The organism is Mesorhizobium sp. M0698 (assembly GCF_040320455.1).
In the GTDB taxonomy this organism is placed as follows: domain Bacteria; phylum Pseudomonadota; class Alphaproteobacteria; order Rhizobiales; family Rhizobiaceae; genus Mesorhizobium.
The window spans coordinates 16,373-42,074 of the sequence record NZ_JAMYPQ010000003.1 but is presented as its reverse complement, the minus strand read 5'-3'; the positions used below and the strand labels follow the sequence as shown (position 1 = coordinate 42,074).

The 25,702-nt window shown below is 61.0% G+C and carries 24 protein-coding genes and 1 tRNA gene; 12 read left to right on the top strand and 13 right to left on the bottom strand.

Translation table 11 applies throughout. The features are described from left to right. Window positions 1-95: 95 nt before the first annotated feature. Complete coding sequence (locus NKI16_RS07845; RefSeq protein WP_023677015.1) at window positions 96-800, top strand: glutathione S-transferase family protein; 705 nt, start codon at window positions 96-98, stop codon at window positions 798-800. Between the two features lie 21 nt (window positions 801-821). Here the strand turns inward: NKI16_RS07845 and NKI16_RS07840 are convergent, their stop codons facing one another. From NKI16_RS07840 to NKI16_RS07825, 4 genes are all read right to left on the bottom strand, one after another. Beyond that, window positions 822-950 (bottom strand): hypothetical protein, encoded by a 129-nt coding sequence (locus tag NKI16_RS07840; RefSeq protein WP_352782997.1) that lies wholly within the window; start codon window positions 948-950, stop codon window positions 822-824. Next, window positions 937-1,197, bottom strand: a complete 261-nt coding sequence (locus NKI16_RS07835) for a hypothetical protein (RefSeq protein WP_352449495.1) — start codon at window positions 1,195-1,197, stop codon at window positions 937-939. Before NKI16_RS07835 ends, NKI16_RS07840 begins: the two co-directional genes overlap by 14 nt. Before the next feature lie 70 nt (window positions 1,198-1,267). Then, complete coding sequence (locus NKI16_RS07830; protein ID WP_352637356.1) at window positions 1,268-1,888, bottom strand: nucleoside triphosphate hydrolase; 621 nt, start codon at window positions 1,886-1,888, stop codon at window positions 1,268-1,270. Between the two features lie 75 nt (window positions 1,889-1,963). Beyond that, window positions 1,964-3,070 carry a hypothetical protein gene (locus tag NKI16_RS07825; protein ID WP_352701882.1) on the bottom strand — a complete coding sequence of 369 codons (1,107 nt, stop codon included), beginning with the start codon at window positions 3,068-3,070 and terminating at the stop codon, window positions 1,964-1,966. A 236-nt stretch (window positions 3,071-3,306) separates the two neighbouring features. On the opposite strand from NKI16_RS07825, the gene NKI16_RS07820 reads away from it, so the two are divergent. After that, a complete protein-coding gene (locus tag NKI16_RS07820) occupies window positions 3,307-4,197 on the top strand; it encodes a D-alanyl-D-alanine carboxypeptidase family protein (protein ID WP_352782999.1) in 891 nt (296 codons plus the stop codon). A 33-nt stretch (window positions 4,198-4,230) separates the two neighbouring features. Here NKI16_RS07820 and NKI16_RS07815 read toward each other — a convergent pair whose 3' ends face one another. Further along, a complete protein-coding gene (locus NKI16_RS07815) occupies window positions 4,231-5,037 on the bottom strand; it encodes an AraC family transcriptional regulator (RefSeq protein ID WP_352842736.1) in 807 nt (268 codons plus the stop codon). A 202-nt stretch (window positions 5,038-5,239) separates the two neighbouring features. On the opposite strand from NKI16_RS07815, the gene NKI16_RS07810 reads away from it, so the two are divergent. The 6 genes from NKI16_RS07810 to NKI16_RS07785 all read left to right on the top strand — a co-directional run bounded on the left by NKI16_RS07810 (window position 5,240) and on the right by NKI16_RS07785 (window position 15,966). Beyond that, the gene (locus tag NKI16_RS07810; RefSeq protein ID WP_352783003.1) at window positions 5,240-6,160 is read left to right on the top strand and encodes a zinc-binding dehydrogenase; all 921 of its coding nucleotides are present in this window, start codon (window positions 5,240-5,242) and stop codon (window positions 6,158-6,160) included. A 163-nt stretch (window positions 6,161-6,323) separates the two neighbouring features. After that, window positions 6,324-6,400: transfer RNA gene (locus NKI16_RS07805), tRNA-Arg, on the top strand. A 171-nt stretch (window positions 6,401-6,571) separates the two neighbouring features. After that, window positions 6,572-9,895: a helicase-related protein gene (locus NKI16_RS07800; RefSeq protein ID WP_352697286.1), complete on the top strand. Its 3,324-nt coding sequence runs from the start codon at window positions 6,572-6,574 to the stop codon at window positions 9,893-9,895. Further along, a complete protein-coding gene (locus tag NKI16_RS07795; protein ID WP_352697288.1) occupies window positions 9,888-13,988 on the top strand; it encodes an Eco57I restriction-modification methylase domain-containing protein in 4,101 nt (1,366 codons plus the stop codon). The genes NKI16_RS07800 and NKI16_RS07795 overlap by 8 nt, the downstream gene beginning before the upstream one ends. Continuing rightward, entirely contained in the window at window positions 13,985-15,526 is a 1,542-nt protein-coding gene (locus NKI16_RS07790; RefSeq protein ID WP_352697290.1) for an AAA family ATPase, read from the top strand. Before NKI16_RS07795 ends, NKI16_RS07790 begins: the two co-directional genes overlap by 4 nt. A 206-nt stretch (window positions 15,527-15,732) precedes the next feature. Continuing rightward, window positions 15,733-15,966 (top strand): hypothetical protein, encoded by a 234-nt coding sequence (locus tag NKI16_RS07785; RefSeq protein WP_352682983.1) that lies wholly within the window; start codon window positions 15,733-15,735, stop codon window positions 15,964-15,966. 106 nt (window positions 15,967-16,072) lie between these two features. Here NKI16_RS07785 and NKI16_RS07780 read toward each other — a convergent pair whose 3' ends face one another. The 3 genes from NKI16_RS07780 to NKI16_RS07770 form a co-directional block, all read right to left on the bottom strand. Further along, window positions 16,073-16,387 carry a hypothetical protein gene (locus tag NKI16_RS07780; protein ID WP_352783027.1) on the bottom strand — a complete coding sequence of 105 codons (315 nt, stop codon included), beginning with the start codon at window positions 16,385-16,387 and terminating at the stop codon, window positions 16,073-16,075. Window positions 16,388-16,460: 73 nt separating this feature from the next. Continuing rightward, the gene (locus NKI16_RS07775; RefSeq protein WP_352783006.1) at window positions 16,461-17,756 is read right to left on the bottom strand and encodes a cytochrome P450; all 1,296 of its coding nucleotides are present in this window, start codon (window positions 17,754-17,756) and stop codon (window positions 16,461-16,463) included. Between the two features lie 50 nt (window positions 17,757-17,806). After that, window positions 17,807-18,334 (bottom strand): metallophosphoesterase, encoded by a 528-nt coding sequence (locus tag NKI16_RS07770; protein ID WP_352617723.1) that lies wholly within the window; start codon window positions 18,332-18,334, stop codon window positions 17,807-17,809. Window positions 18,335-18,562: 228 nt separating this feature from the next. On the opposite strand from NKI16_RS07770, the gene NKI16_RS07765 reads away from it, so the two are divergent. Beyond that, window positions 18,563-18,892: a hypothetical protein gene (locus NKI16_RS07765; protein ID WP_352783008.1), complete on the top strand. Its 330-nt coding sequence runs from the start codon at window positions 18,563-18,565 to the stop codon at window positions 18,890-18,892. A gap of 103 nt (window positions 18,893-18,995) precedes the next feature. Next, window positions 18,996-19,544, top strand: coding sequence for a DNA-3-methyladenine glycosylase (locus NKI16_RS07760; RefSeq protein ID WP_352783011.1), 549 nt, complete (start codon window positions 18,996-18,998; stop codon window positions 19,542-19,544). Window positions 19,545-19,581: 37 nt separating this feature from the next. Here the strand turns inward: NKI16_RS07760 and NKI16_RS07755 are convergent, their stop codons facing one another. Further along, window positions 19,582-19,848, bottom strand: coding sequence for a DUF3606 domain-containing protein (locus NKI16_RS07755; RefSeq protein ID WP_023677031.1), 267 nt, complete (start codon window positions 19,846-19,848; stop codon window positions 19,582-19,584). A 176-nt stretch (window positions 19,849-20,024) separates the two neighbouring features. On the opposite strand from NKI16_RS07755, the gene NKI16_RS07750 reads away from it, so the two are divergent. Together NKI16_RS07750 and NKI16_RS07745 are read left to right on the top strand one after the other, a co-directional pair. Beyond that, window positions 20,025-20,543 carry an EF-hand domain-containing protein gene (locus tag NKI16_RS07750; protein ID WP_352588727.1) on the top strand — a complete coding sequence of 173 codons (519 nt, stop codon included), beginning with the start codon at window positions 20,025-20,027 and terminating at the stop codon, window positions 20,541-20,543. Window positions 20,544-20,714: 171 nt separating this feature from the next. Continuing rightward, entirely contained in the window at window positions 20,715-21,056 is a 342-nt protein-coding gene (locus NKI16_RS07745) for an antibiotic biosynthesis monooxygenase family protein (protein WP_352588730.1), read from the top strand. Window positions 21,057-21,082: 26 nt separating this feature from the next. On the opposite strand, the gene NKI16_RS07740 is transcribed toward NKI16_RS07745, so the two are convergent. The 4 genes from NKI16_RS07740 to NKI16_RS07725 are packed head-to-tail and all read right to left on the bottom strand — an operon-like array spanning window position 21,083 to window position 25,693. Then, a complete protein-coding gene (locus NKI16_RS07740) occupies window positions 21,083-21,916 on the bottom strand; it encodes an SMP-30/gluconolactonase/LRE family protein (protein WP_352588733.1) in 834 nt (277 codons plus the stop codon). Window positions 21,917-21,927: 11 nt separating this feature from the next. Further along, complete coding sequence (locus NKI16_RS07735; protein WP_352783014.1) at window positions 21,928-23,703, bottom strand: CoA-transferase; 1,776 nt, start codon at window positions 23,701-23,703, stop codon at window positions 21,928-21,930. Further along, entirely contained in the window at window positions 23,700-24,485 is a 786-nt protein-coding gene (locus tag NKI16_RS07730; protein WP_352637335.1) for an enoyl-CoA hydratase/isomerase family protein, read from the bottom strand. The genes NKI16_RS07735 and NKI16_RS07730 overlap by 4 nt, the downstream gene beginning before the upstream one ends. Window positions 24,486-24,487: 2 nt before the next feature. Further along, window positions 24,488-25,693, bottom strand: coding sequence for a CaiB/BaiF CoA transferase family protein (locus tag NKI16_RS07725; protein WP_352842732.1), 1,206 nt, complete (start codon window positions 25,691-25,693; stop codon window positions 24,488-24,490). Window positions 25,694-25,702 lie beyond the last annotated feature (9 nt).

Genomic DNA, 25,702 nt, shown 5'->3' with positions numbered 1-25,702 from the left:
TCCATGCGCATATTGATCGCGCCAGGCGTCGCTCCTAACTCTCTGCGACCCGCCATGACCGTGCCGCTCGGCGCGGTCCCCCACCAGGAGTTTCGATGACCGATCTGTCCGCGTTTCCGATTGCTAGGCGCTGGCCGGCGAGCCACCCCGACCGCATCCAGCTTTATTCGTTTCCGACGCCGAACGGGGTAAAGATATCGATCGCGCTGGAGGAACTTGGCCTGCCTTACGAGCCGCATGCCGTCGATATCGGCAAGAACGAGAGCTGGACCCCGGAATTCCTGTCTTTGAACCCGAACGGCAAGATACCGGCGATGATCGATCCGGACGGCCCGGGCGGCAAGCCGATCGGCTTGTTCGAATCCGGCGCCATCCTGCTTTACCTCAGCGACAAGACCGGCAAGCTGGTCCCGGCAGACGCGACGCTGCGTTATGAGACGATCCAGTGGGTGTTCTTCCAGATGGCTTCGATCGGGCCGATGTTCGGCCAAGTCGGATTCTTCCACAAATTCGCTGGGCGCGAAATCGCCGACAAGCGCCCGCTGGAACGTTATCGCGACGAGTCGCGACGGCTGATCGGCGTCCTCGAAACGAGGCTCAAGGGCCGCAGCTGGATCATGGGCGACGATTACACCATCGCCGATATTTCGATGCTTGGGTGGGTGCGCAATCTGATCGGCTTCTACGAGGCGCGGGAACTCGTCGGTTTCGATGATTTCCCCAGCGTGGGCGCATGGCTGGAGCGTGGCCTCGCCCGGCCGGCGGTGCAGAGGGGCCTCACCATTCCGGCCAGAAGCTGATCTTACGTCGATTCCGCTCGGCTATTTTGCCTTGGTCCGGCGCTTTGAGCCGCCCTTGCCGACTACGGAAGCAGCAAGCGACGCCGCACCTTTGGCGGTGGCAAGCACGGCACCGGCGGCGACATTGGCCGTTGCTTTAACAGTGCGCATTGCGCTGCCTGCGATCGATCCTCTGCTGCTTGCCGATCTTTTGGGCTTGGGTGCAGCGGCTTTGGCCGCGGCAGGCACCACCTTCTTCGGCGCTGCCTTGCCAAAGCTGGGCTTTGCCGCATCCTTGGAGCGGGCCGCCGCTGCCGGGCCGGCGCTGGTTTTCGCTCGAGTTGCTTTTGATCGTGTTGCCCTGCCCTTGGCGGGCGCAGGCTTTCTTGCCATGGTTTCCATCGAACGGTTCCCTCATGGGCACAATTGCCGTGTCCGGGATAACGGCCTGAAACTGTCAAGGTTCCGGCCGGGTGGTTCCTTGCAAGTCAGGCCAGGTCGCCGACCACCAGGTCGGCGGGCCGCCGACGGGCAAGCACGCGGTCGATGTTCGGCATATCGTTAGAGGCGATCCAGGCGCGCGCGTCCTCGTCGGAGCGGCCGTGCTCGTGCCATCGCGCCAGCAGTCGGCGCTCGAGCTCGGCGCGCGGCACATCGACGAAGATCGAGAAGTCGAACAGCGGCGCCAGCCGCGTCCAGGGTTCCTCGTCGAGCAGGAGATAATTGCCTTCGACCAGAATGAATTTGGTGTCGGCGGCGACAATCGCAGCGGCGGCGCGCGACAGCTCCATGCTGCGGTCGAAGACCGGGATGGCGATATCCGGCTCGCCGGCGCGGATGCGCTTCAGCAGCGCTTCGAAGCCGGCAAAATCAAAGGTTTCCGGGGCGCCTTTTCGCGCGCGAAGGCCGCGCCGCTCGAGAACGACATCATCGAAATGGAAGCCATCCATCGGCACGACTTCCGCCGTGCCTTCCGGCAGCAAGTCGTGCAAGCCTGCCGACAATGTCGATTTGCCGGCGCCGGGCGGACCGGCAATGGCAACGATGAAGCGCGGTGCCTTGCCGGCGCGCTTAAAAATGGCAGCCGCGATATGGGCGATCTCTGACATTGGGCCCTTACGATGGTTCTGACGCATTTTGGCGGCAGTTTTCGGAAATTTCAAACGCCGGATTGTGCCAGGCCTTCAATCGGGCCTGGCTTGGCCGATCCGCAGGAAGTCGCTGTCGAAGCCGATGTCGCGCACGGCACCGTCAGCCGCCAGGATGCGCATGCGGCCCGGCGAGGTCGCGACGTCGTGCGGCGGCTCGCCGGATGGCCATGGCAGTGCGCCGATGACATGGCGGAACGAAAAGCGGCGCCCTTCGGAAAGGGCAAAGGCGGTCGCCACGCCTTCGCGCTTCAGCCAATTGTCGCCGAGCGATGCGGCGTGGCCGACGGCCGTGCGGCCGTCCTCGATGCCGAGCACGCCGCGGTGGCGGCCACTCCATGGCGCATAATCGCGCCCGCCATTGCTGACCCACAGCATGGTGACCGGCAGTTCGGCCGGGTTCTTCAGCACCAGCACGAGATCGGCTTCCGCCTGGCGCGCCAGCGCGGTCCAGCCCGGCCCGCCATGATCGGCCTCGACCAGCGTCACGAAGTCCTCACGCATCTGGTCCATGCGATAGGTGGTCAGGTCGATCGTGCCGCCGTTGGCGGCGGGAAAGCGCGTCAGGTCGGCGGTTCGTGCCGGGTAGGCGAGCAACGAGCGGCCGCGGGCCGGATCGGGCTCCGGCGCCTCACTCGGCGTTGCGGCAAGGCGCTTGGGCGAGAAGGCCAGCCTGCCGCCGGCCGTCATCACCGTCATCGGGTGGTGGGCGACGGGAATGGCGCCGGCGCCGCCGGAAAAGACGTGCTCCTGATAGAGAAAGGGATGATCGTCGCGCAAGGTCAGGATCTTGTCGACAGTTGCGCCCATGACCGGGCGCTGCAGGCGGAAGACGGCGCGCCAGCCGTCGGCCGTTGCCGCGCTGTCGACGACGTCCCAGCGACTATTTGCCGGCCAGCCATGCAAAGGTGCCGCTTCGACGTCGCTGATCGAGAACGGCGCGCAGAGGAAATCGCCGGACAGGTGGACCGTCCCTTCAGGCAGGTCTTTCGGCAGCATTTCGCGCGGCTCGCCGACCCAGGGTGCGCGATGCAGCGGCTTCAGCCGGCGGCCATCGATATCGACCGTCATGTCGGCGAGATGGCCGACGGCAAGATCGACCGATACCGAAATGCCCTTCGCCGTGATCGTGACCGTATCCATGTGCACCTACCGATTCTGCCAGCCCGATTCCGGCGGCCCGATTCTGCCGGCGCAGCAAAGCCCACTCGCCGCCGGTTGCGCAAGCGCGGTGGCGGGCAATTCACATCAGGCGGCGCCACGTCGGCCTGTGGACAGGGCACCGTTCGAGGGCCAGACCGATATTAACCAAATGGACTGTGCCTTTGCGTTAAGATAGCTTCGCCTCGTCTCAGAAACTGCCTGCCTTCGGAACTAACTTGTCCGCCTTCCGGTTCTTTTCGTCCATCCACAAATGCGTCGCTGTGCTGGCGCTGCTGCTGTTTGCTGCCGGCTGCACGACTGTCACGCCGCCCGACAGCGTGCTGGCGGTACCGGCGCCGCCGCAGAAATATGCCGCCATGGTCATCGATGCCGGCACCGGCAAGACGCTGTTCGAGGTCAATTCGACGGCGCCGCGTTATCCGGCGTCACTGACCAAGATGATGACGCTCTACCTTCTGTTCGAGGCGCTGGATTCTGGCCGCATCAGCAAGGAGACGCAAATTCCGGTGTCGGACAACGCCGCCCGGCAGCCGCCGACCAAGCTGCGGTTCAGGCGCGGCGAGACCATCGACGTCGATTCGGCGATCCGCGCCGTCGTCGTCAAATCGGCCAATGACGTGGCGGTCGCCGTTGCCGAATATCTCGGCGGCAGCGAAGCGGCGTTCGCCGGCATGATGACTGCCAAGGCGCGCCAGATCGGCATGAGCAGCACCGTTTTCCGCAACGCCTCGGGCCTGCCGGACGGCGACCAGCACACCAGCGCGCGCGACATGGCGGTGCTCGGCATGGCGCTGCACGCCCGCTTCCCGCAGCATTTCCACTATTTCTCTGAAAGCGACTTCATGTTCCGCGGCAGGCTGGTGCGCGGCCACAACGACATGCTCGGCCGGGTGCGCGGGGTCGACGGCATCAAGACCGGCTACATCAGGGCTTCGGGCTTCAACATCGTCACCTCCTATAATGCGGACGGGCACAGGCTGATCATCGTGGTGATGGGCGCCGACAGCGCGCGCCAGCGCAACGACCACGTAGAGGCGCTGATCCAGCGCAGCCTGTTGCCGACCTCCGAGGCAAAGACGCGGCTGCTGTATGCCGAGGAGCAGTGACAGTTGAAGTCCGAGTGTTGACCGCGTGCGGGTTCAGGCGACAAACGCAGAACCGCCGTTTTGCGCGACACTGCTGAGATACTTTGCCGGCGGCTTGCCAAGCGCTTTCTTGAACATGGTGATGAAGGCGGTGACCGATTCGTAACCGAGATCGGCCGAAACCTGCTGCACGCTGGCGCCGGAGGCCAGCTCGCGCATCGCGACGATCAGGTGCAGTTGCTGGCGCCAGCGCCCGAAGGTCAGCCCTGTCTCTTTCACCACGAGACGTGCGAGACTGCTCTCGCTGAGCGCGACGCGACTGGCCCATTCCGCCAGGGTGCTGCGATCGGCAGGATCTTGCGCGAACGCCGCCGCGATGCGCCTCAAGCGCGGCTCGGACGAGATCGGCAAATGCAGCTGCTGGACAGGCATGCGCGGCAATTCGGATAGCAGTACGCTGGTCAGGAGCTCGCCCCTCGCGTCATCGTCCTCAACGCGATCCGTCAGCTCTATGATGAGCTCGCGCAGCAACGGCGTGATCGAAAGCGTGCAGCACCGGTCCGGCAGGTCGGTAGCTCCCGGTTCGATATAGACGAAGAAAATCCGGGCGTTGGCGGTCGCGATATTGCTGTGCTCCATGTCGCCGGGAATCCACACCGCGCAATGCGGCGGCACCATCCACAGGCCGCTGGGGACGCGACATGTGACGCCGCCGCCCAGCGCGAAGACGAGTTGCCCCTTGCGGTGGCGATGGTCCGGCACCTCCGCCCCGGTTTCGGTAACGTCGACGCGCACGGCGATTGCCGGGGCGAGGACATCATCCGGATCGAAAGGCCAGGGGTAGCGGAGAGGCTGTCTCATATTGACTGATTTTAGCGATCGACTGCCAAGATATCTAAATTACTCAAACAGGAAAGTCGATAGTTTAGGGATGAGTAACTCAGAAGCCGACAGGCGGGCTTCCATCTAGTCATGCCCTGCTTGCGTTCTGAACGTCGGACCAACAAGCCCGGCGCACGAAAACAGGCTGACGTCCGCCACGCAGCAAGAAGGGACGATACCAATGCTCGCCTTGGTCACATCTTCCGACAGCGCCACCGGGTTGCGGCTCGCCGAGCTTGGTGAGCCCGAGCCCGCCCCGCATGAGGCGCTGGTCTCGGTCCGGGCAGTCTCGCTGAACCGCGGCGAACTGCGCCTGCTCAACATCCGTCCGAACGGCTGGGTGCCTGGCCAGGACGTCGCCGGAATTGTCGAGCGCACCGCGGCCGACGGCTCCGGGCCGGCCGTCGGCGCCCGGGTTGCGGCTCTGGTCGACGAGGCCGGGTGGGCCGAACGGGTCGCCGTTCCGACCGACCACCTCGCCGTCCTGCCGGACGACGTCAGCTTCGTCTCCGCCGCCACTGTTCCGGTCGCCGGCACGACCGCGCTGCGGACCCTGCGCCTCGGCGGCGACCTGGCCGGCCAGCGGGCGCTGATTACCGGCGCAAGCGGCGCGGTCGGCCGTTTCCAGATCCAGATCGCCCGTCAGCAGGGCGCGTCGGTGGTGGCGGTCGCCGCTGCCCGTCATGCCGCGGATCTCCGCGGCCTCGGAGCCGAGCGGGTCGTCGAAACGATCGAGCTCGCCGAAGGACTGTTCTCGCTGATCACCGAATCGGTGGGCGGCGATAGCCTCGCCCACGCGATCGAACGGATCGCGCCCGGCGGGACCGTCGTCACGTTCGGCTCGAGCAGCGGCGAACTCACGCCCATCGGCTTCCGCCAGTTCGTTCCGGGGCACGAAGGTGCGCGGCTGCAGACCTTCGCCTACTACGCTTCCGGTCCGGAGGTTGGCGCCGACATCGCCTCGCTGCTCGCGCTGATCGCAGCCGGCCGGCTCGAAACGCGGGTGGTCCTCACCGTGCCGTGGCGGGACGTAGCCCAGGCCCTCGACGCGCTGCGGCAGCGCAGCATCAGCGGCAAGGCAGTGCTTTCCGTGACAGAATGAGCAGGCGGTGGCGCCGGACGGGACGGTGTCTGTCTCCCCCGGGCTGCTACGGCAACTTGAGCCCGCTGGCGATTGCCCGTTGAAGCCGGCGCCTGCTTCCGCTAAGAAGCCGTGGCTGGCCGGTTTACCGGCTGGTTCGTTTTTGGGATCACCGATCCTGAAGGCACCCGTAGCTCAGCTGGATAGAGCGCTGCCCTCCGAAGGCAGAGGTCACAGGTTCGAATCCTGTCGGGTGCGCCAATTCTGTCTGATTTCATTTGGAATTTCTGCTCGTCGCTTGACACGGGCATACATCAAAATTGCTAACCTTGGCGCACTTAGTTTTTATGGTGATGCAACCCGCGATCGGTTATAGCCAACACGCGGCGACCGAGAAAGCTATTGATCCGTCGCCTACGGCGGGATGGAAAGATGGCTGATTTGTTGCCAGGATCGATGAGCGGAATACGCGATAACCATTCGCGAGGAAGTGTCGCAGACTTCTTGAAGTTAAGGATTTTGGATGGAAGTGCGCTGTCAGTTGTTTCAGCATACTTCACAATCCATGCCTACCAAGCCCTCAAGCCCACTCTCGATGGAATTGATCGGTTGCGGTTCCTATTCGGTGAGCCCCGGTTCATCGGATCCTTAGACCCTGAGAAAACGGAGCGGAAGCGGTTCGCTCTCGAAGACGACGGTTTGGAGCTCGCAAACCGCCTCCAGCAACGACAAGTGGCGTTCGATTGCGCCCACTGGCTGAACGAAAAGGTCGACATTCGTTCTGTTCTCGACGCAAATTTCCTCCATGGGAAAATGTATCACGTCGACGACGGCCGTCGTGAGCATGCGATCGTTGGAAGCTCAAACTTCACCCGGCGTGGATTGGGTATATCAAGCGCGCCAAACATCGAACTCAACCTGATCGTAGATAGCGACCGCGATCGCTCGGACCTGAAGGCATGGTTCGACGCAATATGGGATAATCAGAACCTCGTTTCGGATGTAAAGGAAGAAGTTCTTCGCTATTTGGAACAGCTCTACGTCAATCATCCGCCAGAGTTCATCTATTTTAAGACGCTTTACCATGTGTTTGAGCGGTTTATTTCGGGACAAGACGCGGATGCAGCACTTTTCGAGCAAACCGCGATCGTCGACACGGATATCTGGAACGCACTTTTTGATTTTCAGAAAGACGGTGTGAAAGGTGCAATCCATAAGATCAACGCGCATAACGGCTGCATTCTTGCGGACAGTGTCGGTCTAGGTAAGACGTATTCGGCTCTCGCGGTAATCAAGTACTTCGAGCTCCGAAACCACCGGGTTCTGGTGCTCTGCCCTAAAAAACTTCGGGATAACTGGACCGTTTTCCTCGCGCATAACAACAGCGATCTGAACCCGTTCCTGCGGGATCGCTTCAGCTACACGGTGCTCTCCCATACAGACCTGTCGCGCGAAACCGGGAAGGTTGACGGGATCGATCTATCAACGATCAACTGGAGCAACTTCGATCTGATCGTGATCGATGAATCACATAACTTCAGGAACAACACCAAGGGCAAGCGCGACGAGGACGGTAACATCGTCCGAAAAAGCCGTTACGAACGGCTTATGGACGATGTGATCAAGAAGGGCGTCAAGACCAAAGTCCTTTTGCTGTCGGCGACTCCTGTCAACAACGATCTTCGCGATCTTCGAAACCAAGTTTACTTCGTCACGGAAGGCCGCGACGCGGCGTTTGCTCCAGACTTGGCGATCAACAGCATCAAAGACACTCTATCTACCGCTCAAAGGACCTTCATGGAGTGGGCTCGGCGCAGCGGCGAACGAGATGCGCGCGACCTTATGGATCGACTTCCGGCAGCATTCTTTACGCTGCTCGACGAGCTTACGATTGCCAGGTCTCGGAACCACATCAAAAAGTACTACCGAGCATCGCTCGAAAAGATCGGCCATTTTCCAAGGCGCCGCAAACCGCTTTCGGTGTTTTCCGAGATCGATCTTAGGGGCAGGTTTCTGTCCTACGATCGGCTGAACGACGAGATTTCGAAATACGAACTCTCGCTATTCAATCCTTCGCGATACGTCCTGCCCTCTTTTTCGGCCGAATACGAAGAGCGGAAGATCGCGAACTTTTCGCAAGCAAATCGCGAAAGGTTCCTGATCGGGATGATCAAGGTCAACTTTCTCAAGAGGCTTGAAAGCTCGGTCCACGCTTTTGCGATCACGATGGAACGGACACTCACAAAGATTGAGGGGCTTGAGAAGCGGCTCCGCGATTACAAGCTTCACACACGGGCAACGGCCGAAGCTTTGCAGCCTGATTTATTTGCAGCCGAGGATGAAGACGACGAGGATCTGACGCAAGCCTTTCAGGTCGGCTCCAAGCTCAAATTCGAGATGGCGCACCTCGATGTAGATCGTTGGCTAAAGGACCTCGCCACGGACAAACAGCAGCTAGCGTTGCTCGCCGATGCAGCGAAATCCGTCGATAGTTCTCGCGACGCGAAATTGGCCGAAATTAAGAAGCTAATCGAGCACAAAGTCAGGTATCCCGAACGCAACACTCAAGGCGAGGAGAATCGCAAAGTCGTTGTGTTCTGCGCCTTCGCTGACACCGCCGCCTATCTTTACGACTCCTTGCAAGAATGGGCGCGTAAGACGCTTGGCGTTCACATCGCGCTTGTGTCCGGAGGCTCGAAGTCAAACCGCACGACCTTCGGAAAGGCCGAGTTTTCGCAAATTCTGGCCAATTTTTCACCCCGCGCGAAACAACGCGCAAGGATCAAATCTATGCCGCAGGATGGCGAGATCGACATTATGATCGCCACCGACTGCATTTCGGAAGGCCAGAACCTTCAAGATTGCGACTATCTCATTAACTACGACATTCACTGGAACCCGGTTCGGATAATCCAGCGCTTCGGGCGAATTGATCGTATCGGCAGCCTTAACCGCGATATCCAACTGGTGAATTTCTGGCCCACGCCCGATCTCAACAAATATATCAACCTCAAAAATCGGGTCGAAGCGCGTATGGCGCTTGTCGATATCTCGGCAACATCTGAGGACAACATCCTTCAAACCAAGGATATCGAAGAGCTAATCCAAGACGATCTCCGCTATCGAGACAAGCAATTGCTCCGCCTGAAGGATGAGGTTCTCGACCTTGAGGACTTCAACGAATCGGTTGCCTTGAATGAATTCACGCTCGACGATTTCAGGATAGAGTTGTTGGGCTATATCGAGGCGAACCGTGAACGGCTCAACGATGCACCGCTAGGACTCTATGCGGTGGTGCCGCCGCATCCTGATTATCCCACCATTCAGCCCGGAACGATCTACTGCCTCAAGCAACTGATCACGTCGACGGGAACCGAAACGGTAAACCCGCTCCAGCCATATTTTCTTGTCTATGCGCGCGAAACAGGCGAAATCCGTTACAATTTCACGGCGCCGAAGCAGGTGCTGGAAATCTTCCGTGCGGTTTGCCAGGGAAAAACCGAGCCGTATGCAAAGCTCTGCAACTTGTTCGATGAAGAGACATCGGACGGCAGGGCAATGGGGCGGTACAGCACCTTGCTTGACGCCGCCATCAGCGCCATTGCATCCCAGTCCGACAAGAAGAATATCGGAAATCTTTTCGCCGGGCGCGGCGGTAAGCTGGTCGACGATACAAAACTGCCGAAAACGGCTTCCGACTTCGATCTCGTGACATGGTTAGTCATCAAGCGGGAAACGGAAGCCCCCGATGTCTGACATGCGCGCCCAGGTTCAAGCTGCTTTGAAGGCGCTGGCGGGGCATCCCGCTAAGCAGGCCACCACGGGGCTTTTTGGTGCGCTTGGTTACGCCAGCCGCAAGACAGTTGATCTCGACGGCACGCCAGCAGCCTTCCTTCAGTTCATCGACAGGTCAGAGACACTTGCGACCAAGCGCGACGCCCAGACAGCCAAATGGAAACACGTTGATTTCTTATTCCAACTGACAAACGACGAAATTCCGATCCTTGCTCAAGGCAACCGCGATTTGTTTGCGAGCCAGCAGGATTATCGAACTTCGATCATCGAGTCCTTCGTCTTCCTGGCGATTGAACTTGAGGGTGAGGAGTGGAGCCGTGGCGCGCTGGCGGGTATCACCCGCGAGATCAACCGGCTGTTCCCGATGCCGGCCTTGATCCTGTTCAAGCACGGTGGCTTCGCTTCGCTCGCCGTCATCGACCGCCGCCCGAACAAGAAGGACGGCTCGCGCGATGTCGTCGAAAAACGCATCTCGATCGTCAAAGACATCAAACTTGCCGCGCCACATCGCGCTCATGTCGATATTCTCTGCGATATCGCGCTGGCCAATGTGAGAGTGCGCGGACGTGGTACGCCAACGAATTTTCGGGATCTCTATGACGGCTGGATCGAGGCTCTGTCGGCGCAGACGCTCAACAAGAAATTCTATCAGGAACTGGCGAACTGGTACTTCTGGTCGGTAAAGCAGGTCGAGTTCCCTGCAGCCTTCCGCGCGCGCGACAACGCGTCCGATCCGAAAGCTAAGAAGGAAGCCTTCGAGGCACAGAACCAGATAGCGGTCATCCGCCTTCTCACACGGCTTATCTTTGTCTGGTTCATCAAGGAAAAGGACCTCGTCCCCGATGCCTTGTTTGATCCGGTCGAGCTGAAAAAGCTGCTGAACGAAGACGCGGCCCTCCGACGCGAGAGCAGCACCTATTATAAGGCGGTGTTGCAAAACCTGTTCTTCGCCACCCTCAACACCGAGATGTCCGATGATCGGAAATGGAGAACCAAGGCGACCGCTGGCGGCCTCGATGGACAGTATCTGATCCACACGGTCTATCGGTTCCGGGACGCCTTCCGCGATCCTGATGATGCACTAAGGCTGTTCAAGCAGGTTCCGTTCCTGAATGGCGGGCTCTTCGAATGCCTGGATCGCGAAGTCTCGGCGCGCGATCTGGAACGCAATCCAGATCTTAGGTGGCGCCTAGTCAAAGAAGGCACGCGGGATGTCATCCGCATCGACGGCTTCTCCGAGCGCACGGAAAACCCGCTTAAGGTGCCCAACAAGATTTTCTTCGCCAAGGCCGAGAAGGTCGATCTCAACGAGGAATACGACACCAAGGGCAGGACCTATGAGGCAGATGGCCTGATCGAACTCTTCTCCCGCTACAAATTCACTGTTGAGGAGAACACGCCAGTCGAGGAAGAGGTAGCGCTCGATCCGGAACTGCTCGGCAAGGTCTTCGAGAACCTGTTGGCAAGCTACAACGCCGACACGCGCACTACGGCGCGCAAGAAATCCGGCTCGTTCTACACCCCGCGCGAAGTGGTCGACTACATGGTCGATGAGGCGCTGGTGGCGTATTTCGAGCGCCGCCTGTCGACAAAGCCCGTGGAGCCCGAGCGCGGTAAGCCGAAGCAGCAGGCGCTCGACATGGCAATGCCCGGCGAGTTCGATCTTACCGGCGCGTCGCAGTCGAACGGCGGCACAGTGGCCGACAGCGCCGATCTTGGCTCGCGCTTAAGAAGCCTCCTATCTTTCAAAGAGAGCGGCAACCCGTTCGGCAATACCGAAACAGGCACGCTGATCGCCGCGATCGACGGTTTGAAGGCGCTTGATCCGGCCTGCGGATCGGGCGCGTTCCCTATGGGCCTGCTTCAGAAACTCATACATGTGTTGCACCGGCTTGATCCGGACAACGCACGGTGGAAGGCACAGAACCGACGCCCGCTCGAAATCCGCCTGGTGGCGGCAAAGCAAACACCCGATCCTTCTCGCCGCGAAACCGAGATCGACGAGGCCGAAGCCGTCCTTGCTAAACTCGATCACGATTTCTCGGACGCTAACAAGCCGGACTACGCGCGCAAGCTGTATCTAATCGATAAATGCTTGTTCGGTGTCGATATCCAACCCATTGCCGTGCAGATCGCGAAGCTGCGCTTCTTCATCTCACTAGTGGTGAGCCAGAAGATCGACCGCGATCAGGATAACGCCAATATCACGGCGCTTCCCAATCTGGAAACCAAGCTCGTCGCTGCCAACAGTCTGATCCCGATCGAGAGGTCCACTCAAACCGATCTGTTCCGCAATACAAAGATCGCGGAGAAGGAAGCTGAACTCCAGTCCATGAACGCTCGCTACTTCAGCGCTCGCACAGCGCGGACGAAGCGCCTGCGTCGCGAGGACATCGCCCGCCTGCGCGATGAACTGGCGGACCTTCTCAAATCCGATCGCGGCCTGCCGGAAACAGATGCGAAGCTGATGGCGTCGTGGGACCCATTCGATCAAAATGCAGCCGCCCCCTTCTTCGATCCCGAATGGATGTTCGGCCTGTCCGCGCGGTTCGATCTCGTCATCGGCAACCCCCCTTATGTCCGCCAGGAGGCAATCAAGGATCAGAAGCCGCTGCTCGAAAAATACTATGGCGGTAAGGACAAAAATGGGAACCCGCTCGGCGCCTACGCGGGCACAGCGGATTTGTTTGTCTACTTCATCCAGCGCGGCGTCGAACTTCTCAATCACGGTGGCGCCTTTGCCTACATCACGTCGAACAAATGGTATCGCGCCAAGTACGGCACGAACTTGCGCGGCTGGATGAACAGGCAGACGAAGCTCCGCCGCATTGTCGATTTCGGCGACGCCGAAGTGTTCGACGCCATCGCCTATCCCACCATCATCATTGCCACACGCCGCACTGCTCTGGTCCAGATGCCGAAAGATACCGATAGCCTGCGTGTGATGAACTGGCCGGCAGATCGTGACAAATCCGAGGTCGAGGGCTTTCCGAAGCTGGTGGATGAGATCGGCTTCGACATGCCGCAGAGGGCGCTTACCACTGATGGCTGGCAACTGGAGCCGCAGGCAGAACGCGGGCTTTTGGAACGCATCCGAGCGGCGGGCATGCCGCTTGGCCAATACGTTGAGGGGTGCTTCTACTATGGCATCAAAACCGGCTTCAATGACGCCTTCGTCATCGACGGACAAACCAAGGATCAGCTGATCGCCGATCATGCGAGCTCCGCCGAAATCATCAAGCCATTTCTGCGTGGACGCGATATCAAGCGCTGGCGCGTAGAACCGCAAGACTTGTGGCTGATCTTCACGCGGCAGGGGATTGACCTTGAAGCCTATCCGGCGATAGCGGCTCACCTTGCACGCCATCAGGAGGCGCTAGCTCCCAAGCCCTCAAGCTGGAAAGATGCTCAAAATGGAGCATGGAGAGGCCGGAAGGCCGGTTCGTACAAATGGTATGAAATCCAAGACAATGTTGCGTATTGGCAGTCGTTCGAAAAGCCAAAAATATTTGTCCCTGAAATTCAAGGCAGCGCTCAATATGCCTTGGACTATGACTCATTCTACTGTGTGAACAAGGCGAGCTTCATTGTACATGAGGATATTGAATATATAATAGGAATCCTAAATAGCGCGCTCTCATGGTGGATAACGCAGCACACTTTTGCGAGCAAGCAGGGTGGTTTTTTTGAGTTTACGCAGCAATACGTTTCCCAGATTCCGATTCCGAAAGCTCCGAAATCGCAACAGGCGCTGATCGAGACGCTGGTTCTGGCAATCATAGGCAATCGTGACGACAACCGTCTTGAACAACTACTCAACGGGCTCGTCTATGAACTCTTCTTCCAAACCGATCTCCATGCCCGAGGCCTTACCCTGTTCGACGAGGCTGAACGCGCGGGTCTTGGCCAGCTCGCGGGCCTAGAAGGTGTGGTGCTGGTGAAGGCGGCCGAGGAGTTCAGCAATCGTGTGTTCGTGTCCTCGCACCCGCTATACGCGATGCTCTTCGATCTACAGGCCCTCGAGGTCGTGCGTATTATTGAGGGCAAGGAATGACCCAGGAAATCAATGTCGTACCACCTCCCGCTGGCGAGCAAGCTGCGGCGCCAAAGGCCTTGCGGATCAATACACTTTCTCTTTGCGATTTCCGTGCCTTTCCGAACCCCATCACGTTTGATCTGGCAGGAAAGAATCTGCTGGTCTATGGGGAAAACGGCGCCGGCAAGTCGTCGATCTTTCAAGCGTTGCGCCACTTCTTCGCAATGCGGCCGCCGGTAATCGCTTCGGTCAAGAATGTCTTTTCGGGCCGACCCGACACAGACTTTCGGATAGATGTTGTGTTCAACGACGGAACTCCTTCAATTCCTTGGTCGAGCACTCGGCATCCTATACGCTTGCCCGGCGCTGATGCGCGTGTAGCTGAAGCCGCATTACGGAAATCGTGCCTCGATTATCGTGCTCTTCTGGATACCAACTACATCCACGGCAACGATCGACCGAATCTCTTCGACATCTCGGTGACGGTGCTGCTCGCCGATTTTGCTGTGGCAACGGAAGGCGGCATCATGAAGACGATCGGCCAACTTTGGGCGGAAATTGAGCGTTCAAAGCCCTGGAACTACAATAGTTCGCTAGAGCCGGTTCAGAAGGCTTGCATTGCATTCAACGAAGGCTTCCGCATAGCGCTTGAGGCCCTGCATCCTCGATTAGTTAAGCTGGTTCACACAATGCTAGGTGCTTCCGTCGAGGTCAAATCATTCACATTTGGCGGGGTCACCTATCAGCACCAATGGTGGAAGCGGGACCGGATTATCACCGGACGGGAGCTATTCCCCGCGATCGCTTTCAACGGCAAGGACCTGCGTACGCCCCAGACGTTTCTCAACGAGGCGCGCCTTTCTGCTTTCGCGCTAGCGATGTATCTCGGCGGGCGCCTTGCCTGCGTGCCGGAAGGCGGCGAACGACTGAAACTGCTCGTTCTCGATGATGTTTTGATCGGCCTTGATCATGACAATCGCATTCCCGTGCTTCGCCTACTCCGAGAATATTTTCCGGATTGGCAGACTGTGATCCTTACCCACGATCGGGTCTGGTTCGATATGGCCCGTCAGTTCCACGATGGTTCAGATGCATGGACCTGGGCCGAGATCTACGCTGATGGGGATGGTGGTAGAGCCACCCCATCGGTGAAGACGCCCAACGGCGATGTGCTTCGCGCAACGCTGGACGAATGCGCGGCGCAGCTCGCGGCCAATGCAATTCCTTCGGCCGCAACATCAGCGAGAAGGGCGTTCGAGTGGGGTCTGAAGCGTTTCTGCGAACGACGCCGAGTTCAAACGGCTTTCACGATGAATCCCAAAGACAACGATTCTGAAGTCTTGTTGAATGCAATAGCTGCATGGACTGCTCTACCCGGCCAAAATCGTGCGCAGAGATTGGGGCCAATACTTAATGATCTTCGGATGTACCGCGCTGGCGTTTTAAACCCGCAAACGCATGCCAACGCACCTAGTCCCTCCAGGCAAGAAGTAGAAGGTGCGACGACAGCAATACAGGCGCTCGAGGCCGTACGAACCGACAATACGATCACCTAGCTGAACCGTGCGGCGTGGGGCTAGCGCGCCCGGCCGGCAGGCACTAGAATTTTTAGCCGCTCGGTCGACCATTGCTGCATCGCCACCTCGTAAAGCTGAACGTCGAATCAGTCCTGCCCACCGCGCTCACGTTTTATCTAACCGGTGGCCTGGAACCCAATCCGCTTCGGAAAACTTTTCTGGGTAGTTCTCGAAAGGAGCGCCCCGTGTCCGCACCGCCCGAAATGGATGTCGTCCTCGAAAAGCTGCCTTTGAGGATCGGCGCCTATATCCCCGACGACTTGCTGGAGGACTGGTTTGCGCCGGGAACCGGCATGAACCCGGTCAGCAAGGAGGCGCTTGCCGCCGCCAAGAATTACGGTTGGCGCTTCGAATGCGAGTTCAAGCACTACCCCGAACGCAAGGAAGGCGTGTTCTGGAAGTGGGTGCCGGCGATCTGACCGGCGCTGGACGGTTCATCGTTCCGCGGAAACGCAGAACCGGTCTATCTTATTGTTTGACGCAAATACCGGACGGAAAACCGCTTCACACTTTTCCTGGAATTGCTCAGCCTCCGCCTATCGGCGTTATCACCTTGCCGGTTCCGCCGCATTCGGGGCAGGTGCGGCCGTCGATCATGCCTGACCCTGCACAGCGGCGGCAAATATTCTCGCCAGCGCCTGGAGTGCCTGCGGGGACTTCGTCCGTGTTGGTCCGACCGGCTTGCCGGGGCTTGCCCTGCAGCTTGTTTCTCAGCCGGGCGACCCAGCCTTCGTCGACCTCGAGCGGCCTGCTGCTGTCGTCCGGCAGGCCTTCGCCGGATTGGCCGATGGTTTCATTGCGCGGCCGGTCGTTCGCGCCTGTCGTGATCTTCTGAGCCATTGCGTTTGCCTTTACGCCTTGCAATTTTCGAACGCCTCAGCTGCGCAGAGGTTCCGGTTCGACCGGCAGCCTTTCAGCCGGGTTTTCGCCGCACATTATCTATCCTGAACCCGGATTTCGGCCGCGCCGGCATGCGGGCAAGCGAGACGGTCATATCCTGATCAGGCACCTGGTAGGCCATCGACCGCGTCAGCAGGCGAACCGCTTCCATGATCAGCGCGACGGTGACGGCTTCTCCGGGGCAGCGATGGGTAGTCGCCGGATCTCCGCCGCCATGCGGGATGAAGTCGAAGCCGTGGGTTTTCCAGCTCAAGCCGCGCTCCGGGATAAATCGGTCCGGCTCCACAAACAGGCGGCGATCGTGGTTGGTGCCGTGCAGGTCGAGCAGAACCCAGTCGCCTTTGCCGAAGCGGTAGCCCTTCCATTCGAAGGGGTGGCGGGCGCGGCCGCCGATGAACGGGAAGAACGGATAGAGCCGGCGAACCTCCTCGGCGAAGGCTTCCAGCCCGTCGTCATCGCCGGCGGCGAACTTATCGTACCATTGGCGGTGCTGGTGAAGCGCCAGCGCCGCAAACATGATGAAGCGGCCGATGGCGACAACTGGCCGGATGATGTTGATGATCTCGACCGCAGCACTGGCAACATCGAGCGGCATTCCCTCGGCATCGACATATTCGCTGACCAGGCGGACCGGGCTGTTTGCCGGCAAATCAACCGCGCCGCTTCGAACGCGCCGTACAAGCTCGCCGATAGTGCGTTCGGTCCGGCGTCGCCGCCACAGCGCCAGCATGGTCGACGGCCCAATGCCGCCGGCGTTCTCGACCATGCCGCTGAGCTCGCGGCAGAGTTCGGGGCGATCCTTGTCGGCGGGGATGCCGGCCCAATCCGCTGCCGCCTGGGTCAGGACGAGGTTTACGGCGTCAAACAGGACGATCTCGTCACGCCGCTGCCAGTCTTCCAGCTGGTCGAGCCAAGCGCGACGGAAGGTTGCGCGGAGCCGCTCGATCTGGTCACCATCCAACAGGATCGACAGGAAAAGCGCCTTGCGGTGGCGGTGAGCGGCGCCGTCGAGCGCCTGGACGCTGCCCTTGTCCTGCAGCAGCCGCAGCGTGGTCTGCGGCATCGCACCAATTCGGGTGAAGTGGTCGCCGCCATAAAACATCTCGGCAGCCTCGGCACCGCGGACGCAGATTGCCGGCCGCAGCATCAGGCGCGTCGCAAAGATGTCGGTGTTCATGCGCCGGCAGCGGGCTGAAATGAAATCATAGCCTTCGCGCAGCAGGGCCAAGGTGCTATCGAACGCGCCGCGCGGAATAGGTTTTGCGGCATGATTGCCGCCGTCGGCATCGATCAGTTCACGTCTGTTCATGGCGTGCTCCCTGGCGTTGAAATTCCTCAACGCACGGCCGGCACTTTCGATCACTCGACTTTTTGACGGCTTTGCCGCGCCGCCCTTCGGCCGCGGCCGGCAAGGATGGTGGTCAGCGTGACCGGACGAAAATCCCAGCTGTCGACGCCGACGTCATACTGGCGCGTGACCGGGGTCAGCCTGCCGTGGGAATGGCCATGCAGGTCGATCGATTTCCTGCCGATCTGGTTCCAGGTGCGAAAAGGGTAGTGACAAAGGATCAGCAGACTGCCGTCGAGCGCCAGCTCCTTGTAGTGCTGGGTGCTCGCCCAACCTGTTGCCTCGATGGTGGCCGCAGCATCGTTGTTGCCGATGATCAAATGCTTGCTGCCATGAAGAGACGCGAGAAGCGACGACACGAACGCGGCCGATCCCCTGGCAAAATCGCCGAGATGCCAGACCTCGTCGTCCGGCCCGACAGTCTCGTTCCAGAACGCAATGAGCGACCGGTCATGTTCCGCCAGCGAGCCGAACGGGCGGCGGTCGATGCGCAAAATGCGCGGGTCGCTGAAATGCGTGTCGGCGGTGAAGTAGATCATGCGCTGGAGCCTGTTTCGAGCTGCCGATCTGGGCGCGTGGCGCACCAAGTCCATGTTGCTCTCCCGATGCTTGCTCAACCCGCTCGATCGCCGGTTGTTCCTGGAAGCAGGCCTAGGCGGTTTCCGCTCGTTGGCACTTTGAAAAGGGGGGAACTTTGAAACGGGGGAACTTTGAAATGAGACGCAGGTTAGAATGCTTGAGGCCGATGCTCTGAAAGGACCTCGACGATGACCGACGCAGCACCTCTTGGGCGAAGCCCGGCTCAGGCGCGGGGCGATATCGATGCCGGGCGCGAAGGGGACAAGACCCCGGGCATCGATCCGGCTGCGGCTCCCATGGAAACGGACGCGGAATCCGCCGGCAACGCTCCGCCGAAGAGCCCTGCCGCGCGCCATGAAACGCCGAAGTTTACCAACCAGGCGAGCTATGCCAATGCGATGCGCCCGCTGACGGATGAGCCCGACGTCCAACCGAGCAGATATGGGCCAGTCATGGTGATTGCCGCCATCGTCGTGCTGGCCGCGGCGGTTTTCATCGGCGCAGCCATGCTGCACTGAATATCGCATCCAAGTTCAGCGGCGCGCAGAGGCTGGACATTTTGCTTCCGTTCCGGGACCTTTCTGACGCGCCAAGTTCAGGCGTGATCGAGTCTGCTGCACATTGACCACCAACCATCAATTCTTTGCCCGAGACGCCACCACCGTGGCGCGCGACATGATCGGCGCGATGCTGCTCTTGCACGGCGTCGGCGGCATCATCGTCGAAACCGAAGCCTATCGCCCGGATGATCCGGCTTCGCACGCTTTCGGTGGCAGGACGGTGCGCAACGGCGCAATGTTCGGCGCCCCCGGCAGCGCGTATGTCTATCGCTCCTATGGCCTGCATTGGTGCCTCAATGCCGTGTGCCTGCCCGGCAGTGCCGTGCTTATCCGCGCAATCGAACCGCAATCCGGGCTGGTGGTGATGCGGGCCAATCGCGGCGTTGACGACCCCCGGCTGCTTTGTTCGGGACCGGGTCGCCTTTGCCAGGCGCTGGCAATCGACAAATCCCATGACGGGCTGCCCCTGGACCTGCCGCCATTCGAATTCAGGCCGCCGAGCGGAGCCGGCGCCGTTCTGACAGGCCGCCGGATCGGCATTTCCAAGGCTGTCGATGCCGAGTGGCGGTTCGGACTGCGCGACTCGGATTATCTGAGCCGCAAGTTCTGATGCCCGCGGCAGCGGCAGAGCAGTTGCCCCCCCGGCATCACTCGTCGGGTTTGCCGAGATGCATAGGTGTCGCCTGCTGGCGGGCTTCCCTGGTCACCTCGTCGGCTCCGGCAGGTGAAATCCCTCGCAACGCCTTCGCGGCTACGGTCAGCCGGCCGCGATCATTGCCGAAGCTTTTGATCAACTGACGGACCTGGTCGGCGGTGATGCCGTTCTGTTGGGCAAAATACTCGACTTCACGGTCGTCTTCCGTAGAAACGCGATCGCGCTCGCGGAAATCTCGCTTGCTCTTATCGTCGGCCATTTTTTCCTCCTGGTGGAGCTTTGCATCAACGGCAACGTGGGTGAGCCGCTTTCGTTGCCGCGATCAGGCGGACTTTTCCGCCGCCGTGCCGACTGCCCAGGAACCATGAGGCGAGCAGCCGGTTTGGCTTGGATGCAGACACGTTCAGCCTCCAATTCATACCGATGGAGAATACGATGACGCTCGCAAGCAAAACCACTGCAATTGCCGCGGCGCTGGCCATGTTGGCCGCGCCGGCATTCGGCCAGACGAGCCCACCTGCGCCCGCCGCGCCGGCACCGGATCGTGGCGCCGAACAGTCGCCCGCAATGAGCGGGCAGAGCCAGGATGCCATGCGCGATATGATGCGCCAGATGATGACCGAGATGCTGGAGGAGAGAATGCAGGAAGATCGCGCGCCCCGGGAGGAACGGCGAGGTCCCGACCGCTGGCATCGCGGCTACAGGATGGGCCCGCCTGAGCGAGGGTGGGAGATGGGTGGGCGCGGCGGCATTGCACGCGGGATGCATGGCGCGAAGATGCGAATGATGTTCGCCATAGTGGACGCGGACGGCGATGGCGCGCTTTCTCAAAGCGAAGTCCAGGATTTCGTCGGGCGGATATTCAACGCCGTCGATGAGGACGGTGACGGCAGCGTCGACATGCAGGAAATCCGGTCCTTCTTCCACGGAGGCGGCGCCGAGGATCAGGAATAGGTCTCCTGCCGGTCGGCAAGAAGGCCTGTCTGGGGCAGCGCGAGCTCGTCGGCCGGGGAGGATAAAAAGTCGCCGGCAAGTGGATACCAGGCTGCCAGCCGGGGAGATGCATTCCTTGGCTGGCCTTGCCGAACGCCGTGGACCAATCAGACCAGCAGGAATTCAATGGCCATGACAGAGACAACTCCAGAGAAACCCCCGACCATCGCCCGTGTCTGGCGTGGCAGAACCGTGCCTGAAAAGGCGGATGCCTATGAGAGTTACAATTACGAGGCCGGCATCAAGCCGCTGATCGAGAAGGCACTGGGCGTGCAGACCTTTCGCGAGGACACGCCGACCCATTCGGAATTCGTGACGATTTCCTATTGGGAAAATGTCGAGGCGATGGCGGCGTTCACCGGCGGCGATCCGACGAAAATCCACCATCTCGAGCGGGACAAAGAGTTCCTGATCGAATTGCCGTCGCGGGTGCAGGTGTTGCGCATCCGATCGAGTCACGGGCGGCTGGGATAGGGCAGCGCCGCCCGGTTCGGCCCGATCTAGGAAATCGCCGTCAAGTCGATTTCGGTGATGTGCCAGCGGCCGAGATTTGCGGTGTAGAGCTTGTCGCCCTTGAAGGCAATGTTGGTTGGGTGGGCGAGCGTCGTTGCCGCCGGATCCTCGATCAGCACCTCGAGCCCGCTATCCTTTCGCCAGCGGTAGATGCGGCTCGGCTCGTAGCAAGAGATGAACAGCGACCCGTCCGGTGCGAAGGCGACGCCATCGGGAACGTTGCTCACGCCGTCCACGACGAGCTGGCGAGGTCCTGCCGTGCCGTCGGCACGGATCGGCACATAGCTGAGGCAGGCCGCATGGCTTTCCACGACGTAAAGCCCATCGCCACCCGGTGCCATCGCCATGCCGTTGGCGAAGGCCATGGTCTCGCTGCACCACAGGCCGCCTTCGCCGGTCTTCAAATCGTAGCGAAAAATGCCGGAGCGGTTGTCTTCGCCTACGCTGTCCGACACGTAGAGCCAGCCGCGTGTCTCGTCGACGATCGGATAGTTCGGCACGCGGATGCCGGCCGAGGCGAAGCGCTGCATACCAGCCGTCGCGGCATCCCAGCGAAAGATCGCCGAATGTCTCAAATCGCATGCAAAACAGTTTCCCGCGCTATCGAAGGCGATGCCGAGCAGAAAGCCGTCCGTGCCGCCCATGCGTTCGACCGAGCCGCCATCGGCGGCCAAGCGCAGCAGGTCGCCGGTTTCGGTGCCGCACCAGATCGAGCCGTCGCGATGGATGGCCACGCCTTCCGGATGGGCGACGCGCGGGCTGGTGAAGATGCCATCGAAGAAGACCCTCGCGGCCGACATTTCGAGCAACGGCTTTGCCATGCGCACCCCCTTCAATCCGGTGCAGTATGCGACCGCTGTGCGGCGATGCAGCGCTCGACCATCCGCCGGTCGGTGGCCAGGATCTCGGCGATCAGGGCGCTGCGCTCCCTGGCGCTGACGAATTCGAGGCGCCGCAGGCCGAGCGGGTCGATGCGGTTTCGCAGGATGTCGAGCGTCTCGTTCGAGGGTAGCGCAACTTGGCGGCAATCGGCATCGAATGTCAGGGCAAAGCCGGTGGCATCCTGGAGCTGCTGGCGCGTCACGCCCGGCATGGTCTCGATGACGGCCAATTGCCGGCTCTCCCCGTCGAGCCGAAACACGCAAAGGTCGGTGAACACCAATGCCGCGCCGGTCCGATAGCCCATCGGCTCGCGTTCGGCCTCAGTCAACAGGCCGCGCGCCGAGCTGGCAATCTCGACCGTCTCGACCAGCGACTGCACGGAATGGCGGGGGACGTAGAGCAGATAATCGCGATGCATGTTGGCGACGTCGGCCATGCCGCCTTGCCCGGGCAGCCGGATAAGGCTGCCGTCACGCTTGCGCAGCGCAATGGTGTTGACGCGCCCACGGCGGTCGACCTGCGCGGCACCGACGATCTCATGCGTCACCGCGCCGGCCTGGTAGTAGGTCGAATAGGTGTCGTCGCCGCCGGCATACGCCACCGCCGTCTCGCAATCGAGGCTTTCGATCAGCGACAGGATCATCGGGCTCGGTGCTATGTCGAGATGGCCGCAACTCATGGTGGCGATGATCATGTCCGGCGCGTGCGTCGCTTTGGCCAGCCGGTAGGCGACATTGGCGAGCGGCGACACCGCGCCGGCACTGGCAAAGCTCTCATTGTCGAGCTCAGCGGCGATGCGGGCGGCGATGATCTCGTCGATGGACGCCTCCTTGTTGCCGTGCACGAGCCTGGGCATTGCGAGGACTGTTTCAGCGCGGACTTTTGCAGCGTCTTGAACCCGCTCCGGCACGCCTTCCGAAGGCATGCTCAGGCTGTCCGACAAAGGTATTTCCTTGGCCGCGAACGCCCCCGCCAACGCTTGATAATCCGTCACATAGAATGGCAGGCAGGAGGCGGGATAGGCGCCGCCTGGTGCCAGCGCGATCGCCGACACCTGGTTGCGGGTCAAAATGCTCTGCCGACCATCATGCCGCAGCGCTCCGACCGGGACGATTTCCTCGACCGTGACCAGCACCTGGCGCGCCGCCCCGGCCATGGCGAAGTCCAGCGCCCGTGGCCCGATGATCTGGACATTGCCGCTCTCGTCGGCACGCTGGGCATGGACGACGAACGTATCGAGCCGCAAGGCCGGGATGATCCCGGTCGTGATTCCCGCGATCGGATCGGGCGCGGCGATCGCACCCGGCACGCGCGCCAGCATGTCCGAACCCTCCGGAAGCTGAAACGGCATCAACGGCAGGTTCTGCTGCCCCGCCCGCAGCGCCTGGATCATGGCCAGCGCCGTCCAGTCGCGGACCGGCACGGCATTGGTCTCGGCAGCCGCGCGGAAGCGCGGCGGCAAGCCAAAAATATCGAGGCTGGAAAAGCAGATATCGACCTCCGCCACGGCATTCGCTTCGAGAAGCAGTTCGAGCGGCAGGCCGCCGGCCCAGCAGACATAGCGAAGATCCTTGACGCCCATGCGGGCGATGGCCCGCAACAAGGCGATCGGCAGCCGGGCAAAATGATGGCCACCGACACCGAAGACGTCGCCGCCGCCGACCATCGCGGCCAGGCCCTCGACATCGGTGAAGCGCGGCCGGTTTTGCTTGACCAGGGACGTCATTTCGCAGCCTTCGGCCGCGTCGCGCTCTTTCCAGCAAATTCCTTGACGCGACGCTGGCCGGTCTCGCTGCGGTACAGGCCACCCAGGACATCGCGCTCCATGGCAAGGCCGTCGGCCAGATCGCCCGACACGGCATGCGCGGTCAGCGCTTTCAGCCCTTCGATCGCTGCGGCCGGTTCGGCGGCGATCATCTCGGCGAGTTCCAGCACCCGCGGCATCAGCCTTTCGGCATCGACGATCTCGTTGACCAGACCGGCGCCGACGAACTCGGAAGCCGGCACGATGGCGCCGGTCATCAGCAGAAAATTGGCGCGGTTGCGGCCGAGCTTCTGGACGCTGCGCTGGGTGCCGCCGCCGCCGGGGACCAGCCCGAGCTTGATCTCGGGCAGGCCGAGCTTCGCGAACTGGTTGGCGATGACGATGTCGCAGCACAGCACCAGCTCCATGCCGCCGCCGAGCGCAAAGCCGTTGACCGCGGCGATGACCGGCTTGCGGTTGTTCTCGACCGCCGCATACATGCGCGTGCCGGCGGCCTGGAAGGCGTCGAACTCGATAGCTGTCTGGGCAGCGTATTCCTTGATGTCGGCGCCGGCCATGAAGCCGCGCCCCTCGCCGGTCACCACGATCGCGCCGACGCCGTCATCCTGCGACAGCGCCTCGAAAACATCGGTGATCTCGCTTTGCATCAGCTGGTTCATGGCGTTGAGCTGATCGGCGCGCCGGAAGGTGACGACTGCGACGCGCCCGGATATTTCCAAGCTGAGTGTCTGGTAAACGCTCATCGTCAGACAGCATCCACGGTCATGTCGCCGGACGCCTCAAGCGCTGCAATCTCGCCGCTGGAGAGGCCGAACTCGGCCAGTATCTCGCGGCCATGCTGGCCGACCAGCGGTGCCGGCCGCTCTATGGTAGGCGGCGTCTCGCTCATCTTGACCGCCGGCGCGACCACCCTGACCTTGCCGCCGCGCGGATGATCGTAGCTGGTGATCATGCCCAGGTGCTTGACCTGCGGGTCCTCGGCTGCGCGCCTTATGTCCTTCACCTCGGCACACCAGATGTCGGCTGCCAGCAGCCGCGCCAGCAGGTCCTGCGTGGCAAACTTCCTGGTTTCGGCGTTGACCTTGTCGAACACCTCGTCGCGCCTGTCGAACAGCGTCTTCAGATCATCGTAGACAGCAAGCTGCGGCGCCTCCAGCACTTCATACAGCGTCTTGAACGGGCTCATGGCGATCGACACATAGCCGCCGTCCTTCGCTTCATAGACACCGAACGGCGCCTGCATGCCGGGGTGGCCGATGCCGGAATTCGGGCGCACGAAATCCTCGCCGAGATTGAGCACGGCGACATATTCCTGATTGAGATGCGCCAGCATGCCGGCGAGCAGATTGACCTCGATCTTCTGGCCCTTGCCGGTCTTCTCGCGATAGTAGAGCGCCGACAAGATGCCGTAGACCATGTTCATGGCGCCGATCTGGTCGGCGAGGCCGGCGCCGGCCGGAACAGGCGCCTGGTCGCCGCGGCCGGTGTTGGAGATCAGCCCGGACAAACCCTGGATCAGCATGTCCTGGCCGGGACGCTCGACATAGGGGCCTTCCTCGCCATAGCCGGAGCCCGAGCAATAGATGATGCCGGGATTGACTGCCTTGAAGTCCTCGTAGCCATAGCCGAGCCTGGCGAGCACGCCGGGGCGGAAATTCTGCACCACCACATCCGCCTTCTTGGCCATGTCCATGATGATGGCATGCACCTTGCGGCTTTTCAGGTTGAGCGCGATGGAGCGCTTGTTGCGGTTCCAGGCGAGGAAATTCGGGCTTTCGGAGCCGCCGACCCATTTGGCGAAAAAGGTCATGCTACGGAACATGTCGCCGGCGCCGGCGCGCTCGATCTTGATGACGTCGGCGCCCATGTCGCCGAGCAGCTGCGTGGCGAACGGCCCTTGCAGCAGATGGCTGAAATCGAGAATGCGGACGCCTTCGAGGGCTTTGTTCATTTCATGTCT

Bases quoted from the DNA above. Each gene is read 5' to 3' on its own strand.
- NKI16_RS07755 (WP_023677031.1), bottom strand. From the start codon at position 19,848: ATGGCCGACGATAAGAGCAAGCGAGATTTCCGCGAGCGCGATCGCGTT.
- NKI16_RS07790 (WP_352697290.1), top strand. From the start codon at position 13,985: ATGACCCAGGAAATCAATGTCGTACCACCTCCCGCTGGCGAGCAAGCT.
- NKI16_RS07730 (WP_352637335.1), bottom strand. From the start codon at position 24,485: ATGAGCGTTTACCAGACACTCAGCTTGGAAATATCCGGGCGCGTCGCA.
- NKI16_RS07770 (WP_352617723.1), bottom strand. From the start codon at position 18,334: ATGATCTACTTCACCGCCGACACGCATTTCAGCGACCCGCGCATTTTG.
- NKI16_RS07800 (WP_352697286.1), top strand. From the start codon at position 6,572: ATGGCTGATTTGTTGCCAGGATCGATGAGCGGAATACGCGATAACCAT.
- NKI16_RS07825 (WP_352701882.1), bottom strand. From the start codon at position 3,070: ATGGATACGGTCACGATCACGGCGAAGGGCATTTCGGTATCGGTCGAT.
- NKI16_RS07765 (WP_352783008.1), top strand. From the start codon at position 18,563: ATGACCGACGCAGCACCTCTTGGGCGAAGCCCGGCTCAGGCGCGGGGC.
- NKI16_RS07750 (WP_352588727.1), top strand. From the start codon at position 20,025: ATGACGCTCGCAAGCAAAACCACTGCAATTGCCGCGGCGCTGGCCATG.
- NKI16_RS07810 (WP_352783003.1), top strand. From the start codon at position 5,240: ATGCTCGCCTTGGTCACATCTTCCGACAGCGCCACCGGGTTGCGGCTC.
- NKI16_RS07840 (WP_352782997.1), bottom strand. From the start codon at position 950: ATGCGCACTGTTAAAGCAACGGCCAATGTCGCCGCCGGTGCCGTGCTT.
- NKI16_RS07795 (WP_352697288.1), top strand. From the start codon at position 9,888: ATGTCTGACATGCGCGCCCAGGTTCAAGCTGCTTTGAAGGCGCTGGCG.
- NKI16_RS07740 (WP_352588733.1), bottom strand. From the start codon at position 21,916: ATGGCAAAGCCGTTGCTCGAAATGTCGGCCGCGAGGGTCTTCTTCGAT.
- NKI16_RS07835 (WP_352449495.1), bottom strand. From the start codon at position 1,197: ATGAGGGAACCGTTCGATGGAAACCATGGCAAGAAAGCCTGCGCCCGC.
- NKI16_RS07780 (WP_352783027.1), bottom strand. From the start codon at position 16,387: ATGGCTCAGAAGATCACGACAGGCGCGAACGACCGGCCGCGCAATGAA.
- NKI16_RS07775 (WP_352783006.1), bottom strand. From the start codon at position 17,756: ATGAACAGACGTGAACTGATCGATGCCGACGGCGGCAATCATGCCGCA.
- NKI16_RS07815 (WP_352842736.1), bottom strand. From the start codon at position 5,037: ATGAGACAGCCTCTCCGCTACCCCTGGCCTTTCGATCCGGATGATGTC.
- NKI16_RS07725 (WP_352842732.1), bottom strand. From the start codon at position 25,693: ATGAACAAAGCCCTCGAAGGCGTCCGCATTCTCGATTTCAGCCATCTG.
- NKI16_RS07830 (WP_352637356.1), bottom strand. From the start codon at position 1,888: ATGTCAGAGATCGCCCATATCGCGGCTGCCATTTTTAAGCGCGCCGGC.
- NKI16_RS07745 (WP_352588730.1), top strand. From the start codon at position 20,715: ATGACAGAGACAACTCCAGAGAAACCCCCGACCATCGCCCGTGTCTGG.
- NKI16_RS07735 (WP_352783014.1), bottom strand. From the start codon at position 23,703: ATGACGTCCCTGGTCAAGCAAAACCGGCCGCGCTTCACCGATGTCGAG.
- NKI16_RS07845 (WP_023677015.1), top strand. From the start codon at position 96: ATGACCGATCTGTCCGCGTTTCCGATTGCTAGGCGCTGGCCGGCGAGC.